Here is a 17,686-nt window from a genome sequence, read left to right as displayed (position 1 = left end):
AGTATTAATGAACAAACTTCTTTATCTTCAGTGTGGAACACAGAAGTATTGCATTGCAAAGCTTGAGGAACGGTTTGAATCATTTGGTTTGGATATAGATCACTACTGGGCGTATAACGATCATTTCCCGGCAAGCTTGAGTGGTTACTGTGGAATATTTATATCAGGAAGCCCGCATGGTGCTTATGAAGACATTCCCTTTATAAATAAGCTTCATGAACTTATTCAAAGCGCAGAAAAGTTGAAAATTCCAATGCTCGGAATTTGTTTTGGTAGCCAGATTCTAGCCTCAGCACTTTGTGGTAAAGATCAAGTTTTTATTCGGCCTTTCTGTGAGGTTGCTTATAAGTCTTTGCCGACGACTCTTGCGGCCAAAGATGATGAAGTCGCAAAAGATCTAGCTGAGAGCGTCTCTTTTTTTGTTTGGCATAACGATGAAGTTAAAGGCTCTCACCCAGACATGGTGATACTGGCTTATTCCGATTTATGTGGAAACCATATTTGGCGCTATGGAAATAGTAGAGTGTGGGGCATACAAGGTCATCCAGAAATTACAAGAGAGCAAGCGCTGCTTTGGTTTGAAGAAAACAGAGATAGATTGGAACAAGATGGTGCTGATGTAGAGGAGTTAAAGCGAACGGCACACGATGCTCAGATGGGAAAAACAATGCTGTCAAATTTTGCGGCTGTCTGTTTACAAGGTAGTTAAGTTACTGGTTAGGAATTAACAAGGAGAGTTACCAATGAAAAAATTAATGTTGGCATCGGCTGGATTATTGTTCAGCCTTTCTGGACAAGCTGGGGAACTAGTCTTCGCTAGTTGGGGAGGCGCTTATCAGGATGCGATTAGAAACGCTTGGCTTACCCCATTCTCGGAACAAACGAACATTGAAATTATCGAAGACACAGATCCAGAGACAGCAAAAATTAAAGTTATGGTAGACACCAACTCTATGACCTGGGATGTGGTAAGTGGTGGCGGTGTTGCCTTCATTCGAGGCGTTCAGCTTGGGTTATTTGAGGAAATTCCTCAAGATATTGTTGACCAGTCGCATGTACTTGATGATGCACGTAAAGCCTATGGTGTACCTACCGAAATCTACAGCAATTTAGTGGGTTACTCCCTCACTGCATTCCCTGATGGTAAAGAGCAACCTCAATCATTCGCAGACTTTTGGGACACAGAACGATTTCCTGGAAAGCGTACTTTGCCTGCAAAACCAGAAACGGTATTGGAAGCCGCGTTGCTTGCTGAAGGAGTTGCTCCTAATGAAGTCTATACAGAGCTGTCAAAACCTGAGGGCCTAGATAGAGCCTTCAAAAAAGTAGAAGAATTACTTCCACATGTATCCGTTTTTTGGTCAAGCAGTGCTCAGCCTGTCCAAATGCTTGGTTCAGGTGAAGTCACGCTTGCTATTGGTTCGAACGGGCGCTTCCAAAGTGGTATCGATCATGGTTTGCCTATTGCTATGTCTTGGAATGAACAGGTCCCGCAAGTGGGATACATGATGATTCCAAAAGGTGCGGAGAATATCGAAGAAGCGATGGCTTTCCTCAACTTCATATTACAGCCCGAAAACAATGCAAAACTTAGCGAATATGTTTCTTATGGCCCTATTACAGAAATTGCTTGGGATTACATTGATGAAGAGCGCGCAAAGCGACTTCCTTCAACGCCAGAACGATTAGAGAAAGCAGTATTCGTCGATACAGTTTGGTGGTCAGAAAATAGCTTGGAAGTGACTGAGCGCTACACACGCCTAATTAAGGGGTAGAAGATGTCAATTTATAAACCTTGGTTTGAACCAGCAGAGTATGCAAAGCGCACAGACATAATCCGAAGCTTGCTTGCCAGTAAAAATTGTGAGGCATTTGTCTCGTTCATGCCTGAAACGGTAACCTACTTAACGGGCTTTTTTACACGCGGATACAGTTCGTTCCAGTTTGCCGTGATTCCACTACACAATGACCCCGTTATGTTTTGTAGGGATGTCGAGGAGTTTTATCTCGACGCGACCTGTATCTGGAAAAAACGAGTGTTGTGGAATGATTCTGATGACCAGATATCCTTGGCGGCTAAGACGATTAGAAATGCGGTAGGGGCTAAAGCATCTGTCGCGATCGATTTGCATGCTTGGCCTCTGAGCTATGGTCGGTTTTCTGCACTAAAAGCGTTATTGCCTGATATTAATTGGGTCGATATCAGTGCTGAAACGTCTGCGCAAAGATTTATTAAGTCGCCTGCAGAGATCGAGTACATGAGACAGGCAGCGCAGGCTGCTGAAGCAGGTATGAAAGCGGGAATTAAAGCGCTTGGGGTTGGGGTTACGGAGAGAGAGCTTGCCGCAGAAATTTGCTCCGCGATGATCAAGTCAGGGAGCGATCTTCCAGGGCCTGGAGTACTGTCCTCTGGGGAGCGCGCTTTGCATCTCCACGGTGGCTATTCGGATAGAGTACTCAAAGCCGGAGACACGGTCCAACTCGAAACCACACCAAATGTGAAGCATTATCACTCAAGATTTATGCGTCCAATGAAGGTACAGCATGCGACAGACAAAGAATGCCGAATCGTAGAGCAATTAATAGATATACAAGATAGTGCGCTATCTACGGTCAAGGCCGGAGTTTTAGCCACAGTGCCGGATTCTATTTATCGAGAGGAAGCGTTATCTCGTGGCTTGAAGGAAGTGTATAGCAATAAAACTTTCTACTCTGTTGGATTGCTATTGCAACCAAGGGGGGGGGAGCCGCTTGAAGCAGAGCCTTCAGCAACTTGGAGGTTTGAACCTGGAATGACTTTCCACAGCTACATTCTAGCTAATGGCTTTGGTATGTCAGAAACCATTCTTGTTACCGAAAGTGGATATGAACGCTTAACGAATTTTCCTAGAAAACTTTTTGTGAGTAGCCTATGAGTCAAGTTCTATCGGTTGAACAAAGCACAAGGCTTAAGCTATCGTTAAGCAAGAAAGTACTTGGTTGGTTGGCTGTGCTACCGCTCTCAATTTTCTTAGCCTTGTTCTTTTTATTGCCAGTAGGCGAGCTATTATCAACAGCGTTCGGTGATTCTGGTTTTAGTTTTCAACATTTTTATAGATTGTTTTCAGTCCCCGTTTATACGGGGATCATTGCGAACACCTTCTATATTTCAGCAATGGTTACGGTGCTATGTGTGTTGATAAGCTATCCAGTCGCTTACGCAATGGCGACGGTCTCTAGCAATCTAAGAAAAGTGCTGTTGGTTGTTGTCTTGCTACCGTTTTGGACTAGCTCACTGGTGAGAACGACAGCTTGGATTGTTCTTCTTCAGAAAAACGGTGTGCTTAACACTCTGTTGACAGACCTTAATATTATCGATGAGCCCATCGCGTTTGTTTATAACCTTTCTGGTGTGTTGATTGGTATGACTCATGTCTTGATGCCGTTTATCGTCTTACCTCTCTACGCATCATTTAGGTCTTTGGATATTTCGATACTTCGCGCTGCTGAGAGTTTAGGGGCTTCGTCACTAACGATATTTAAGCGAATCATACTGCCACTTACAGCACCTGGTGTTATTGCTGGCAGTCTGATCGTATTTATGAACTCTGTCGGCTACTACATTACTCCTGCGTTAATGGGTGGAGTGAAGCAAACGATGATTGCACAGCTAATTGCCGACAACATCACGAAGGAACTTAATTGGGAGTTCGCTGCGGCAATATCCATTATGTTGCTACTGATAGTGCTTAGCTTGTTTTTTATCTTCCAGCACTACTTCGGACTTGAAAAGTTAATGACTGGAAGTGGAAGTAAAACGGAAGAAACTTATCGAGAAGGTTACCGGCGCACATTAGGAGGTAAATTTTCGCTACTAATGTGTTTTCCAATCGCTCTTTTCCTTATTGCGCCGATTATCGTTGTGTTTCCAATGAGCCTGGGATCTTCACCTTTCCTCACTTTTCCTCCCCAAGATTTAGGCCTTCAGTGGTATGAGAGCTTTTTCAACAACGCTAAATGGATAAAAGCACTAATGCAGTCGTTAAAAGTGGCGGGTTTAACGGTGGTATTTTCCACCATACTCGGAACGTTGGCGGCGATAGGTATTTTTCGCATAAAAGCCTCTTACCGAAAGGTCATAGAGGCGCTGTTTATCATGCCTATGATTGTGCCGGTTATTATTCTTTCTATTGGCTTGTACTACCTTTTAGTCCCTTATGGATTAGTGAGCTCTGTATGGGGCTTAGTTATCGGGCATACAGTCATTGCTACTCCTTATGTCTTTATGACTGTAAGGGCATCGTTAGTTACTTTTGATAACAGCTTAGAACTTGCGGCGAGAAGTTTAGGAGCTCCTTGGATTGTGTTCTTTCACCGAGTGCTGTTTCCGTCCATTTTACCGGGTGTTATAGGTGGTGCTGTCTTTGCGTTTATTTCATCATTTGATGATTTAATTATTGCGCTATTCATGACCAATGTGCGTTCGCGAACATTGCCGAAGTTGATGTATGAAGGGGTAGCTCATGAAATTGACCCGACCATCATTGCTGCATCGGGAATCATTATATTGTTTACCATCGTCATGTTACTGACGAACTTGGTTGTAACTAGAAGGAAGTAATATGAGTACTGGAAAGTCAGTAATTATCAACAAGCTCAGAAAATGCTACGACGGTGTAACGGCGCTCAATCGTGTGAGTTTAAATATTAATCCCGGTGAATTTTGCACACTCTTAGGAGCCTCAGGCTCTGGGAAAACAACGTTGTTAAAGTGTTTGGCTGGTTTTGAGAGTAGTGATGAAGGCTCTATTTATATTGATGGGAAAGACATTCAACCTATATCGATATCAAAAAGGAATATTGGGATGGTGTTCCAAAATTATGCGCTTTTCCCTCATATGACTGTCTATCAGAATGTCGCGTTCGGTTTGGAAATGCGCAAAATGAGTAGGGCTGAAATAGAAGAGTATGTAGAAGAAGTACTGGCCTTGGTAGAGTTGGATGAATATAAAGACCGACTTCCAAAGGAGTTATCTGGAGGGCAGCAACAAAGGGTAGCGTTAGCGAGAGCGCTGGTGATCAAACCAGATATTTTGTTAATGGATGAACCTCTTGGCGCACTGGATAAAAACCTTCGTAAATCTATTCAGATCCAACTTAAAGAACTTCATAAAAAAACTGGAATTACCATTATCTATGTAACGCATGATCAAGAAGAGGCGCTATTTTTATCCGACAAAATAGCATTGATGGATCAAGGTGAAATTGTTCAATATGGAAGCCCCCAAGAATTGTATTTCACACCTGAGAACAAGTTCGTCGCCAATTTTTTGGGTGAATGCAATTTTATAAATCATACAGGAGGCACAGTGGCAATTCGTCCGGAGCGCGTTAGCCTAGCCCCCTTTGCTGACGAGATTGAGCATATGTCTGTTAGTGCCATAGTAAAGAACATCATTTTTCTCGGTTTCGGGTATCGAGTCCTACTTGATTATGAGGGCAGGGAAATAAGTGTCATTACTATGGAAGACATTTCTTTATTCCAAGTTGATCAGGAAGTAGAAGTTTACTTTCAGTCCAAGGACATAACGGAAATATATACAAGTAAGGAGAAAGTAGCATGAAGTTAAGCTTTCAAGTCAAGGGGGTATGTGTCATAGCGGTGACGCCTTTTACCTCAGAAGGTGATATTGATTACGAGAGCATCGACAGCATGACGGACTATTACCTTGATACAGGCGTTGATGCCATTACTCTATTAGGCATGATGGGAGAAGCCCCAAAACTGACGATGGAAGAGGCTATTAGTGTAGTTGAGCGTGTCTGTAAACGTGTCAAAGGGAGAGTGCCGATAATTGTTGGTGTCTCTTCGCCGGGAATTGCATCGTTGGTGGAACTGGCAAAGAAAGTGGTACAAATAGGTGCAAAGGCGGTTATGGTGGCGCCACTATCATCTTTGAAAACAGACAGTCAGGTATTCGATTATTACGCTTTAGTTTCGAAGTCATTAGGCCAAATACCATTTGTACTTCAAGACTTTCCGTTGGCTACTGGCGTTCAGATAAGTGCCCCTCTTCTTGCTCGAATCGTTAATGAACTCGACAACTGTGTCATGGTGAAACATGAGGACTGGCCGGGTCTAGAAAAAATAAGTTACTTGAGAGCTCATTGCGAAGACGTATACATTCTATGTGGTAATGGAGGTCTGTTTATACCGGAAGAGCTCGGTAGGGGCGCCGACGGTGCAATGACAGGTTTTGCCTACTCAGAGATGATGGTTGATGTATGTAAAGCCTTTAAAGAAGGGGACCGTAATCGAGCTCATGATCTTTTTGATGCGTATTTACCTCTAGCAAGGTATGAGCAACAACCAGGCCTTGGTCTAGCGATTAGAAAATGGATCATGTACAGCCGAGGTATTATCGCTAGTCCTTCTCTTCGAGCACCAGGGCCTGTTCTAAGCTCACAGGCAAAAGACGAAATTAGCTATCTTATCGATAGACAGAATAATCAATTAAGAGGCTTGTTGTAATGGACTTAGGTTTAAAGAATCGAAAGGCGATAGTTATTGGTGCTGCGAGAGGCCTTGGGGCCGCAATTGCAAAGTCACTATTGGCGGAGGGAGTGGAGGTTATTGCATTCGTTCGTGATACAGAAGTACTACTGCAGGCTCATACTCATTTGCCTGAAGAACAGAAGCAACGCCTACATCCGGTATCAATGGACTTAAGTGATATCGAATCAGTGAAGGCTGCTGTTTTGAAAGCCCAGGAACTAGGAGGTGCAGATATACTTGTTGGTAACTGTGGAGGCCCCCCTCCCTGTGCGGCTGAGGAAGCGATTCATGCTGACTGGCTAAAACATTTTGAAGCCATGGCGGCTAATTTATTTTGGCTGACGCAATCTTGTCTGCCAAAAATGAAAGAGCAAGGCTGGGGGCGCATCGCGTATATTACGTCATCGGGTGTTGAACAGCCAATACCGCGTTTAGCATTATCAAACTCTATTCGTTCTGCTGTCGTAGGATGGTCTAAGTCTCTTGCAAATGAGGTCGCTAAGAATGGGGTGACAGTAAACTGTGTCCTTCCAGGGAGAATTCATACGCACCGAGTCGATCAACTCGATCAAGCCGCAGCAACAAGGCAGGGTAAGAGCTTAGATGAAGTCGCTTTAGCATCCAAAGCATCCATACCAGCTGAGCGTTATGGAACTCCACAAGAGTTTGCGGATGTTGTTACCTTTTTAGTTAGTGAACGAGCGTCTTATGTCACTGGTGGCAAAATACGCGTGGATGGTGGAGCTATACGGTCTATTTAGCGTTGGTTAAGCTAATGATCTTGAATATTTTTTTACGGTTGAAGCCGAACTTTATCGCATAATACTTTTGCGTCTGGTTGCGCGACTGTAAGTCTGGGGATCAAACGATGCCTTCGTGGAGGCTTGAGCCTAGCGCAGTGAAAGTTTCACACTGGGTTCTCAGAGGGGCGGCATTTGGAAACAGGTGTCGTCTACTCGACAAATTCGTGCTAGATGTAGTGGTTGCACATATGTGATCACCAAGCGATTGTCGTGTTCGGTATAGGAATCCACGTATTAGCAAAGTAGCTAATCAATTCAAGTTATTGATTTATTGAAGTGGATCAAAAGAGCTAAAGAAAAGCACCGAGAAGTTATACAATACTTAAGTTGCAAGGTCGCAGCATGGGATACTCATTCACAGAAAACTTCAAAGTAGCCACATATGTCTAAAGATTTTGATTTCACTACAGAATACACCCTCGACAAGACCTTTTTTGCAGAGTGTTATGATCAAACTAGCCGTCCTGCTGAATTTCCAAAAGCCTATTTAAAAGGAATATTATTTCTTCTTTTTGGGGTTGTTTTAATCATATTTGAGCTACTACCCAGCGGTTACGTTGGTTGGTTCTTTATTGTTTTGAGCATTATTGAGGCGCTTAGTGTTTATTTTAAGAGAACCTGGTGGCTATGGCGACAAACACTCAGCATGAGCTCTGGCAGCAAAGTGGTATTTCATGTTGATTCTAACGGTGTGAGTTATAAAAGCGGTAAAAACACCCGTAACATAGCTTGGAGTGAAATAGACCAACTTCAACAAAGCGATTTAGGTTTTATTCTTCATATGGGTAAACAGCGCCAATATGTCAGTAAATCTTGCTTAAATGATGAAGTGATCGCGTTCATGGTAGAGCAGCACGCAGTATCAAAAATGAACTAACGCCAATGCGCGCAAAATAGAGGCAATAAAACGAATACGGTCAAGTCTTTCATTTTGCTTCTGATTAGAACGGTTGAGCTTTTAGCTAGGGGGTAATCGCTGAGGTTATCCGAGTTCACTCTGTAATATGAAGTTCGAAACAAGGTTTTGTCCAGCTTCGTGTCGACATACCCCTTGGCACAGTTGTGATATGTTGAGGTAGTAAACACAAGTCACAGAATACAGGGAGACATTTATGAATACACCGAGTTGGGATTTATCTATTGCTTACCAAGATCTGAATGATCCAAAGATCGAGCAAGATTTAGCCTCTGTCGAGGCACTTTTTCCGGAATTGGCAAGGTTGGACTCAACGTCTCTAGATGGTTTGGCAGCAGCATTAGTCATGCAGCAAGCCGAACGTGTAAAAGTGATGACGCTCAGTGCGTTCGTAAACTGTATCTTGTCGGTAGATGCGGCCGATGAGCAGGCGAAAAAGCTACTCGGTAGAGTTAATGTGCTGCAATCTGAGCTTGATCAAGCCATGACCCCGTTTATGCAGGCTGTTGTTAACCTTAATCTTGAACAATTCGATGATTTGCTTGAAAAAGGTGGAGAAGAAGGCGAAGCGCTATCACCTTGGCGTTTTTTGCTTGAGAGAGAGCGGCTACTCAAGCCCCAACAACTATCTGTAGCCGAGGAGCAACTGCTTACCGCAATGGATGTGGATGGAAAGTTGGCATGGGGGCGCCTGTACGACAATATTACCGGTAGCTTGAAAGTGACTTTGCAATTGCCAGATGGTCAGCAAGAACGCATGGGGTTATCTCAGGCCGCCAGTATCTTGTATGGTGGCGACAGCTTACGTAGAGAGCCTGCTTGGCGTGCAGTGTCTAAAGCGATGGCTGCACATCAGGAAAGTTTTGCCGCTATCTTAAATGCACTATCCGGTGCTCGATTGACGGAATACCAAAAACGTAGTCATACCCAGAAGGTTGATTTCCTCGACCCGAGCTTGCATACCAGTCGTATCGAGAAAGCCACCCTAGACGCTATGATGGCTGTTGCCAAAAACAATCGTCATATTGGCCAGAAGGCGGGCCTGCATATGGCACGGCTGTTTGGCACGGATAAGCTCAAACCTTGGGATGAAATGGCTTCTATGCCGGCCTTGTCCGGGGGAGAGGGGACTTCGTACAGTTTTGCTGAAGGTATCGATATTATTCGCGATGCTTTTGCCGATGTCGATCCTGAAATGGCTGACTTTGTTGATATGATGGTTGATCAGCAGCTTATTGATGCGGCCCCTCAGCCGAATAAGCGCTTGGGTGCCTACTGCACTAAGTTTGCTGATAGCAGAACGCCATTGGTCTTTATGACTTGGGGTGGCAGTATGTCGGACGTACTGACCTTGGCCCATGAGCTTGGGCATGCTTTCCACAACTGGGTGATGAAAGATATGCCATTGGTGCAAACCCGTTATCCGATGACACTGGCTGAAACCGCCTCTATTTTTGCTGAAAACGTGGTGCGCGATGCACTAATGGCAAAAGCGGATAGCGAGCAAGAGAAGTTGTTAATGTTGTGGGAAGAGGCGCAGTCTGCACTGGCGTTGATGGTTAATATTCCGGTGCGTTATGAGTTTGAAAAAGCCTACTATGAGCAGCGCAAAGATGGCGAATTTACTCCTGAGCAGCTTAAGTTACTCATGTCTGAAACTTGGCAAGAGTGGTACGGCGAAGCCATGGATGAAACCAATGAGATGTTTTGGGCCAGCAAACTACACTTTAGCATTGCAGAAATCAGTTTCTATAATTATCCGTACTTGTTCGGGTATCTATTCAGCAAAGGGGTATATGCACAGCGTGAAGCAAAAGGTGATCGCTTCTATGCTGACTATAAAGCCTTGCTTCGTGACACCGGATCTATGACAGCAGAAGACGTAGTCGAGAAACACTTGGGTATGGATATACGCCAACCTGAATTCTGGCAGCAAAGTGTTGATATGGTCGCTAAGCAAATTGAAGAGTTTGATACGGTTATCAGCAAGCTTAATGGTTTTCGCTAACGTGCTGATCCTTGCTTGTTATTTGTAAAATAAAGATAAAAAAACGGCCTGTAGGTAGCTATCTACCTCTGGCCGCTGCTTTAACCTAGCGAAAGCGAATGTAAATATTTTAATTTAGCAAGAGTGTCTAGCTAGACACACTTAGAAGCTGTAACGTGCACCCAGTTGGACGTTGGTTTCAGCAAATGCATCGTAGTCATTGCGAGATAGATTTGCTTCAAGGCTTACGTGTTCAGTCATTTTCACGCTGTTACCAAGGCGAAGCTCGTACATAGTGTCGTCGTAAGTTGCAAAGCGAACTGCAGGTTCAACCATCCAACGATCCATTACTTGATAGCGAGCACCGATTTCACCGGTGAAGCCCGATTGAGTTTCATTTCCGCCAAAAGTACCAAAGGGTGTTTTTACATCCAGATCGTAACGCGAGTTGGCAAAACCAGCTAAACCATAAACGGTAAAATCATTATTTATTGGCATGAAGTAACCAAGGCCCAAAAGTCCATTTGAGAAGATCATATCGTCAGCCGCGATCGCATCACCACGTGTTTCCACGAAGAAGTTATCGGCGAAGTTCCAACTACCACGTAGGTAAAGGCCAGCACCACCATCTGTAGTAGCAAGTATTCCAGTGTTAGCATTCGCTTCAGACCATAGGTCTTTATTGAATTTACTGATCTGCAGACCACCAGAAATGTAGTCGAAGTTCTGGGTCATAGGCTCTTGAGCATTAGCCGCGAAAGATCCACTCACAAGTGTCGCCAAAGGAAGTAGCATTAACTTTTTCATGTTCATCCTAATTTTGTAACAGAGGCGTTAGGCCTGCTATGTTGTAGGCAAAGGTTTTATTGTTGGAGTGAATGCTACGCCTTAATAAAACAACGTACAATAGCGTTTTTGTGATCCGTACATTCCTATACAATCGACGACAATGTCTGGTGGGGGGGGGAGAAGAATTTAGCGACTAATTGCTTTATCTATTGAGTTATACCAACCTACATTGATCAATCTTGCTGGTTAAAATCGCTGTTAGCTACGTTAGAGGTTTTGTAATCAGAGCCACTAGTTACTGCAATATCCGCCTTGAAAACAACAATTTTTCCTGCGCAACTTTTCTTTCACTAAGTTTAATGCCTTATTTTGTGTTTTTTTGGTACTTTACTTCCAAATTAATCACATAACTCTCGTCAATTCTTCCACCTATTTCATTATTGATAGCCATAAAAATAAATCCAATGATGGAATGAGGTAAACGTCGTGGTTAGCTCAATATATGAACCGGAACAGGCAGCAAAATTTCTGTATCGGGCAACATTTGGTCCCAAGCAAGGGGATATTGATGATTTTTTAGACATGGGCTTAGAGGCTTGGCTCGATGATCAGTTTACTCGAAACTGGCGTCTACACCGGCCTTTGGCTGAACGTTATGCCGAAGCGAGCGGGGATACATTGAATGAAAATGCCCGCTTGAGTGCTTGGTGGAATCGAAGCCTTACCGCTGGCGATCAGCTGAGGCAGCGTGTGGTATACGCGTTGAGCCAGATCTTTGTGGTGTCCAACAGTGGGGGCCCAAACTCTGAAGCGTTGGCCGAATATTATGATGTATTGATGAAGCATGCCTTTGGTAACTTTAGAGATCTGCTTGAAGCGGTAACATTGAGCCCGGCGATGGGTAAATATTTGACTCTGGAAGGCAGCCGTAAGGCAGATCCTGAGAAAAATACCTTTCCAGACGAAAATTATGCCCGTGAAGTGATGCAGCTATTTAGCTTGGGGTTGTGGCAATTGCAGAGCAATGGGATGCCAAAGCTCGATGCACGGGGAAATAAAGAGCCAACTTATACCCAAGAAGATGTTGAGCAACTCGCAAAAGTATTAACAGGCTGGCGTCGTGATACTTATTTGAAACCCATGTATGCCGATTCAAATCGTCATGACTTTGATGAGAAAACAGTATTGGGGCAGGTGTTTCCAAAAGGACAATCGGCTGAGCAAGATCTCTCACAGGCTATAGATCTGCTGTTTAATCACCGAAATACCCCGATGTTCATTTCTGCTTTGCTTATCAAGCGATTGACGTTAAGTAATCCTCGCCGTTCTTATATCCAGCGTGTAGCGGATGTGTTTAAAGATAATGGTAAAGGCGTACGTGGAGATATGCCTTCTGTGATTAAGGCGATCTTACTCGATGAAGATGTCATTAATGGCAAAGCCATGGCTGATCATCAGTCTCACGGTAGTAGCAGCCGGAATTTCGGTAAAGTGAAAGAGCCGATTGTAGCAATGGCAAACCTCTGCCGCGCATTGAATGTGAAAAGTAACGATCCAGATCGCTGGTGGGACTTCCCCGGAACACAAAGTCATTTCGGTCAGGCGCCATTGCAAGCCCCTAGCGTGTTCAATTTTTATGAACCAGATTATGCCCCAAAAGGTGAAATCACCGACAAGCAGCTAACCGCACCGGAATTTGCCATTCTATCGATGGATAGCGTACGCCGGATCTCAAATCGAATGTGGACCATGATATTGGCTCATGACAGCACTAACGTAAAACAGTGGTCATGGAATCGAGCGCAGTTTGAGCAGAAGGTCAATAAACCCGATGAGTATATTGAATTGCTCAATGAACGTATTTTTGCTGGCTTGATGTCTATTGAGCTGGGTGAATTTATCCGTCAAATGCTGGAAGAATTGACCGCAGATAACCGTAATGATGATCGCAAGATCAACGATACGCTGTTTGCCATTCAATGTTCACCAGAGTTTCGCTGCCAGGAGTAAATAATGAAATTATCACGCCGTCATTTCCTGAAAAGCTCGGTAGCCCTTAGTGCGACTTCGGTTGCGCCTGCTCTGACCGGATTGAACATGGCCCAAGCTTCTGAAGAGGATTATAAAGCGCTGGTCTGTGTGTTCCTGTTTGGTGGGAACGATGCTTACAACATGGTGATCCCTGTTACTGACAGTGCTTACCAGACTTATTGGCAAGCGAGGCCCAATCTTGCCATTGCCCAGAAAGAGTTAGTACCCTTAAGTATCGCCACAGAAAACGATATTCAATTGGGGTTACACCCTGCGATGGAAAGCTTGAAAACGGCTTTTGATGAGGGTAATGCCACCGTTATCGTTAACTCCGGCCAGTTGGTTGAACCTATCATAGGTGAAAATAATCCTAATAGCCGAGTTCCTGACTTCTTGATGGCTCACAACCTGCAGCAAACTATGTGGCAGTCTGGTGCGGAAAACATGAATGACAAATTGGGTTGGGCAGGCCGGATGGTTCAGGATATGAACCTCTCTGGTAGCCTGTCTCCTTTAATGTCATTAAACGGCGAACAGAAGTGGTTGCGTAATAACTATGTTGAACCTTTGGTCTTGACTAGCGATGGTGCGGGTGCTTATAACGGGCTGAATAACAGCGATCGTGTTGGTGCAATGAGACGTCATTTCGAGGAGCAATATGTCAATCTGTTTGCCGATAATTACTCAACCATCATGGCTAATCGTTATTACGAGAATGATGCGCTGGATGAGTCCTTGGCATCGGTTGGTGAGCTTGATGGATTCCCACAAACCAGTTTGGGTGACATGCTCCATACCACAGCGAAGCTGATTAAGGTGAGAAGTGCGGCTTCTTTGCAGCATAAGCGTCAAATATTCTTTGTCGGGCTCGGTGGCTTTGATACCCATAAAGATCAGGCTGGAAACCATGCTGCTTTACTTGGGCAGGTTTCTGATGCGTTGACAGCGTTTTATCAAGAGATGAAACAGCAAGGCATATCCGACAAGGTCACAGCCTTTACCATGTCTGACTTTGGTCGTCGCATTATGGCCAATGATTCAGGTACTGATCATGGCTGGGCCGGCCACCAATTGGTTGTTGGTGGGGCAGTTAAAGGGGGCAAGGCTTATGGTAAATGGCCCGATCTAACACCGGGAAGTGAATATGACTACAATAATGGTCGTCTTATCCCGGAGATCGCTGCAGATCAAGTTAATGCGACTTTAGCGAATTGGTTTGATACTAGTCTTGATTTAGAAACGCTGTTCCCATCGCTTCTAACTTTCCCGCACAAGACGATTCCATTCCTCTAATAATAAAAGGTGCATCAGCCGAGCACTTGTTCGGCTGATTCTTCATTTCTCTTCTCTGCAGCTTTGTTTATCCTTAGTTTAGGAAGCTATGCAAACTAAGGATGAGGAATACTGATGTCCATAACCAATCAACTGTCTCTCTTTCTCGATGTTGTCCAGCAGGGATCGTTTTCTAAGGCAGCGACACTACATGATATGGATAACTCCTCTTTATCAAAGCAAATTAAAAAGCTAGAAACGAATCTTGGGGTGCAATTACTCAATCGTTCAACCCGCTCTTTTTCACTAACACCGGCGGGAGAGGAGATTCTAGAGCAAGCCAATATTTTGATAGATACTTTAAGCCAGATTCAAAATATTGCGGATTCTTATCAGTCGACGCCAAAAGGGACGCTCCGTATTACCTCCCCGGTTTTTCTCGGTCAGGAATACCTTCAGCCTGTTATTTCGTGCTTTATGCAGAAATACCCAGATGTAAAAGTACTTCTCTCATTGGATGACAAAAAAGCAGATATCATTGCGGATCATTATGACCTGGCCTTTCGGATAGGCAAGCTTGCGGAATCTAACTTGATCGCTAAAAAAATAGCCAATACCCACTTTGCGGTTATAGCTTCTAAAGCCTTTATTGAAAGATATGGAAATCCTACGACGCCTGAAGAGCTCGCTGAACTTCCTGCAGTTATATACAGCAATGCTGATACCACCTTGGATCAAATGTGGCTGAGTGACAAACCCCATGGTGATAATTTCAAAAGCTATAAGATGAAAGGAAACTACAAAGTCAGCGATGTTCGGATGATGGTGGCTGGTGTCAGGGATGGCCTAGGCTATGCAGTTATTGACCTCTATAATCTCAATCAAAATATTGATGAGCAAGGTATTGTCACTCTGTTGACTGACTATGTACTGCCCAGCAAAGATAAGGCCGTCTATGCTGTTTATCCGCACCGCAAACAAACCCCGTTAGTACGTGAATTCATTCAGGCCTTTCAGGACGATATCGGTGTTCCACCGCGCTGGGTCAGCCATGTGCCAAACTATGCATCTTTGTACCGTTAGCATAAAACCGGGCAATCACAGTCAGTATGTGACTGCCCGGTTTTCAATGCTTCAGTATCGGCCAAGTGCAACTAGGTTTAGAAACCTTCTAGCACAATTTTACCTCTCGCTTTACCCGTTTCCAAAAACTCATGGGCTTTACGTAAATTAGCTGCATTAATTTGGCCGAAGTGATCGCCAACTGTTGTTTTTATTTGTCCTTTATCGATCATACTCGAAACTTCATTTAGTAAGTCATGCTGTGCTTGCATATCCGGTGTTTGGAACAACGAGCGGGTAAACATCAGCTCCCAGTGGATAGAAACGCATTTTGTCTTGAATGGGACGATATCCAATGACTGAGGATCATCAATCAATGCGAATTGGCCCTGAGGTTTAATGACTTTAACAATCTCATCGATGTGCTGCTCGGTATTGTTTAGGCTGACGACATAATCGACTTCAGGTAACCCATGCTTTTCGAATTCAGCCCCTAACGGATTGCGGTGGTTGATAATATGGTCGGCACCTAGGTCTTTCAGCCAATCGATAGTCTCAGGGCGAGAGGCCGTCGCAATCAATTCAAGGTTGGTCAATTGCTTGATGAGCTGAACCATGATTGAGCCAACACCACCAGCGGCACCAATTACAAGGATGCGTTTGTCAGAGGCTGTGTTATCGACTTTCAAACGGTCAAACAATAGCTCCCATGCGGTGATAGATGTGAGCGGCAAAGCAGCGGCGTCAGAAAATGACAGTGATTGAGGCATTTTTCCCACTATACGTTCATCGACGAGCTGCATTTCGGCGTAGCTTCCTGAACGAGAAATATCACCGGCATACCAGATTTTGTCGCCTGGCTTGAACAAAGTTACGCTTTCGCCGACCGCTTTTACGATACCCGTGGCGTCCCAACCAATCACTTTCCAGCTACCATCTTCAGCTGGCATCCCTTGACGAACTTTATAGTCTGCTGGGTTAACCGAAATGGCTTGAACCTCTACCAACAAGTCATGACCTGTGGCTGTTGGCGCATCTAATGTAATGTCCTGTAAAGATGCTTCGTCTTGGATTGGAAGATTGCGCTGATAACCGACTGCTTTCATGATGACCTCGAACTGTTTGTTTGATGGTCAGTATAATGAACGGTTGGCAAGCTGTGAGAAAGAGCCGGATTACCCAATGATTATGGATCATTTGGTCCATAGTAAGACTGGCTGAATGTGCTACCGTCGATTAGAAGGTACTGGAAAATTTCATTATAAATATTGCTGTTTGAATAAAGTAACTTGGTTATACCTTACCCACAGTAAACCTTTAAATTATTGATTATACGTGTTGGTATTTATGTACGTCATATTGTGAAAACTCAATTGTATTGCGTCTTATGCCTTGCACATTGCCCAACATCTTCATAGGTTTCAGGTCTTATTTCAGATAGCTCTTGGGCGTTGGCTCCCCACAATAAGGCTTGCTCGCCGTACTGTGAGGTCAAGCTAGAGATCGCCAGTGAATTTCTTCTATCTGATTTCGCCCCGAGAATGATCACCTTTATCGACTCCATTGAAAAGACATCTTCCAATGTGCGCTTGTAGTATGGCGTGATAAGGTTTCTATTCACACGATAGCTCAGCTCACTAAGCGGAACCAGTGCAATGGCACGTGATTCATCTTCGTTAATGAAGTCATGATGTTTCCAAGCAAACAGGGTTTTGAGCAAGGAAAATAGCGAGGATTTGTAATGTGGTGCCAAGGCCTCAAGGGCACTTCTCTGCTCTTGTTCATTGGGCATATCCATGGTGTTAAAGTAGTCAAACAATTCTTTGAATAGGGTAATGGTTTCCTCAATATAGTGATGCAGTGGATTATAACTGCATTTGAATGTCTCACTCAGCATTAGCGTACCGCTAAAGTAGTGAGCAGAGGAGGATAGCGAGGGATGATCACTGGTATTGTTTTTCAGTACATCTGATCTAAAACCGATACAGCTTCCACGACAGTCATCACCATAAAAGCGCCACTGAGTCAGAGAATCACTGGTACCGGAAAAAGAGCAGACGCACATTGAGTGCTGGTTTTCGATTTGATGCAGGAACATTTCCAGGATCATACTGCATGCTGTGTACTCTGAGTCACGGAGCCGTTTAGTCAGGGCATGCAACGCTTTTTTGTACTCACCTTTGTCGTTTAAGAACTGGTAATCGGTAAACCATATCTCTTTGTTGAGCATAACGCCCAATAGTCCGTCCGTTGAGGTGTAATGAAAAAGCGTATTCCCATCCACAAGTAGC

15 protein-coding genes are annotated in these 17,686 nt (G+C 44.2%); 12 read left to right on the top strand and 3 right to left on the bottom strand.

Features of this window, described 5'->3' with window-relative positions:
- The first annotated feature begins 7 nt into the window (after positions 1-7).
- From ACVA53_RS05365 to ACVA53_RS05325, 9 genes are all read left to right on the top strand, one after another.
- On the top strand, positions 8-709 hold the full coding sequence (locus ACVA53_RS05365; protein ID WP_446504667.1) for a type 1 glutamine amidotransferase: 702 nt from the start codon (positions 8-10) through the stop codon (positions 707-709).
- Positions 710-743: 34 nt separating this feature from the next.
- Positions 744-1,775, top strand: a complete 1,032-nt coding sequence (locus ACVA53_RS05360; RefSeq protein WP_446504666.1) for an ABC transporter substrate-binding protein — start codon at positions 744-746, stop codon at positions 1,773-1,775.
- 3 nt (positions 1,776-1,778) lie between these two features.
- Positions 1,779-2,915 (top strand): M24 family metallopeptidase, encoded by a 1,137-nt coding sequence (locus ACVA53_RS05355; protein ID WP_446504665.1) that lies wholly within the window; start codon positions 1,779-1,781, stop codon positions 2,913-2,915.
- Positions 2,912-4,600, top strand: coding sequence for an ABC transporter permease subunit (locus tag ACVA53_RS05350; RefSeq protein ID WP_446504664.1), 1,689 nt, complete (start codon positions 2,912-2,914; stop codon positions 4,598-4,600). The genes ACVA53_RS05355 and ACVA53_RS05350 overlap by 4 nt, the downstream gene beginning before the upstream one ends.
- A gap of 1 nt (position 4,601) precedes the next feature.
- The gene (locus ACVA53_RS05345) at positions 4,602-5,603 is read left to right on the top strand and encodes an ABC transporter ATP-binding protein (RefSeq protein WP_446504663.1); all 1,002 of its coding nucleotides are present in this window, start codon (positions 4,602-4,604) and stop codon (positions 5,601-5,603) included.
- Positions 5,600-6,511 carry a dihydrodipicolinate synthase family protein gene (locus ACVA53_RS05340; protein ID WP_446504662.1) on the top strand — a complete coding sequence of 304 codons (912 nt, stop codon included), beginning with the start codon at positions 5,600-5,602 and terminating at the stop codon, positions 6,509-6,511. The genes ACVA53_RS05345 and ACVA53_RS05340 overlap by 4 nt, the downstream gene beginning before the upstream one ends.
- Positions 6,511-7,296 carry an SDR family oxidoreductase gene (locus ACVA53_RS05335; protein WP_446504661.1) on the top strand — a complete coding sequence of 262 codons (786 nt, stop codon included), beginning with the start codon at positions 6,511-6,513 and terminating at the stop codon, positions 7,294-7,296. The genes ACVA53_RS05340 and ACVA53_RS05335 overlap by 1 nt, the downstream gene beginning before the upstream one ends.
- 424 nt (positions 7,297-7,720) lie before the next feature.
- Positions 7,721-8,215 carry a YcxB family protein gene (locus ACVA53_RS05330; protein WP_446504660.1) on the top strand — a complete coding sequence of 165 codons (495 nt, stop codon included), beginning with the start codon at positions 7,721-7,723 and terminating at the stop codon, positions 8,213-8,215.
- Positions 8,216-8,450: 235 nt separating this feature from the next.
- Entirely contained in the window at positions 8,451-10,262 is a 1,812-nt protein-coding gene (locus ACVA53_RS05325) for a M3 family oligoendopeptidase (RefSeq protein ID WP_255044271.1), read from the top strand.
- 141 nt (positions 10,263-10,403) lie between these two features.
- Here ACVA53_RS05325 and ACVA53_RS05320 read toward each other — a convergent pair whose 3' ends face one another.
- Positions 10,404-11,048 (bottom strand): outer membrane beta-barrel protein, encoded by a 645-nt coding sequence (locus ACVA53_RS05320; protein WP_255044270.1) that lies wholly within the window; start codon positions 11,046-11,048, stop codon positions 10,404-10,406.
- A 468-nt stretch (positions 11,049-11,516) separates the two neighbouring features.
- Between ACVA53_RS05320 and ACVA53_RS05315 the strand changes: the two genes are divergently transcribed.
- The 3 genes from ACVA53_RS05315 to ACVA53_RS05305 all read left to right on the top strand — a co-directional run bounded on the left by ACVA53_RS05315 (position 11,517) and on the right by ACVA53_RS05305 (position 15,416).
- Positions 11,517-13,040 (top strand): DUF1800 domain-containing protein, encoded by a 1,524-nt coding sequence (locus ACVA53_RS05315; protein ID WP_446504659.1) that lies wholly within the window; start codon positions 11,517-11,519, stop codon positions 13,038-13,040.
- A gap of 3 nt (positions 13,041-13,043) precedes the next feature.
- Positions 13,044-14,354, top strand: coding sequence for a DUF1501 domain-containing protein (locus tag ACVA53_RS05310; RefSeq protein ID WP_446504658.1), 1,311 nt, complete (start codon positions 13,044-13,046; stop codon positions 14,352-14,354).
- Positions 14,355-14,468: 114 nt separating this feature from the next.
- Positions 14,469-15,416 (top strand): LysR family transcriptional regulator, encoded by a 948-nt coding sequence (locus ACVA53_RS05305; protein ID WP_446504657.1) that lies wholly within the window; start codon positions 14,469-14,471, stop codon positions 15,414-15,416.
- A 77-nt stretch (positions 15,417-15,493) separates the two neighbouring features.
- On the opposite strand, the gene ACVA53_RS05300 is transcribed toward ACVA53_RS05305, so the two are convergent.
- Both ACVA53_RS05300 and ACVA53_RS05295 read right to left on the bottom strand, forming a co-directional pair.
- Positions 15,494-16,501, bottom strand: coding sequence for a zinc-binding alcohol dehydrogenase family protein (locus tag ACVA53_RS05300; protein WP_255044266.1), 1,008 nt, complete (start codon positions 16,499-16,501; stop codon positions 15,494-15,496).
- 263 nt (positions 16,502-16,764) lie between these two features.
- Complete coding sequence (locus ACVA53_RS05295; protein ID WP_255044265.1) at positions 16,765-17,679, bottom strand: DUF2971 domain-containing protein; 915 nt, start codon at positions 17,677-17,679, stop codon at positions 16,765-16,767.
- Positions 17,680-17,686 lie beyond the last annotated feature (7 nt).

This window comes from Photobacterium sp. DNB23_23_1 (assembly GCF_052873815.1).
This window is presented reverse-complemented; position numbering and strand designations above follow the sequence as displayed.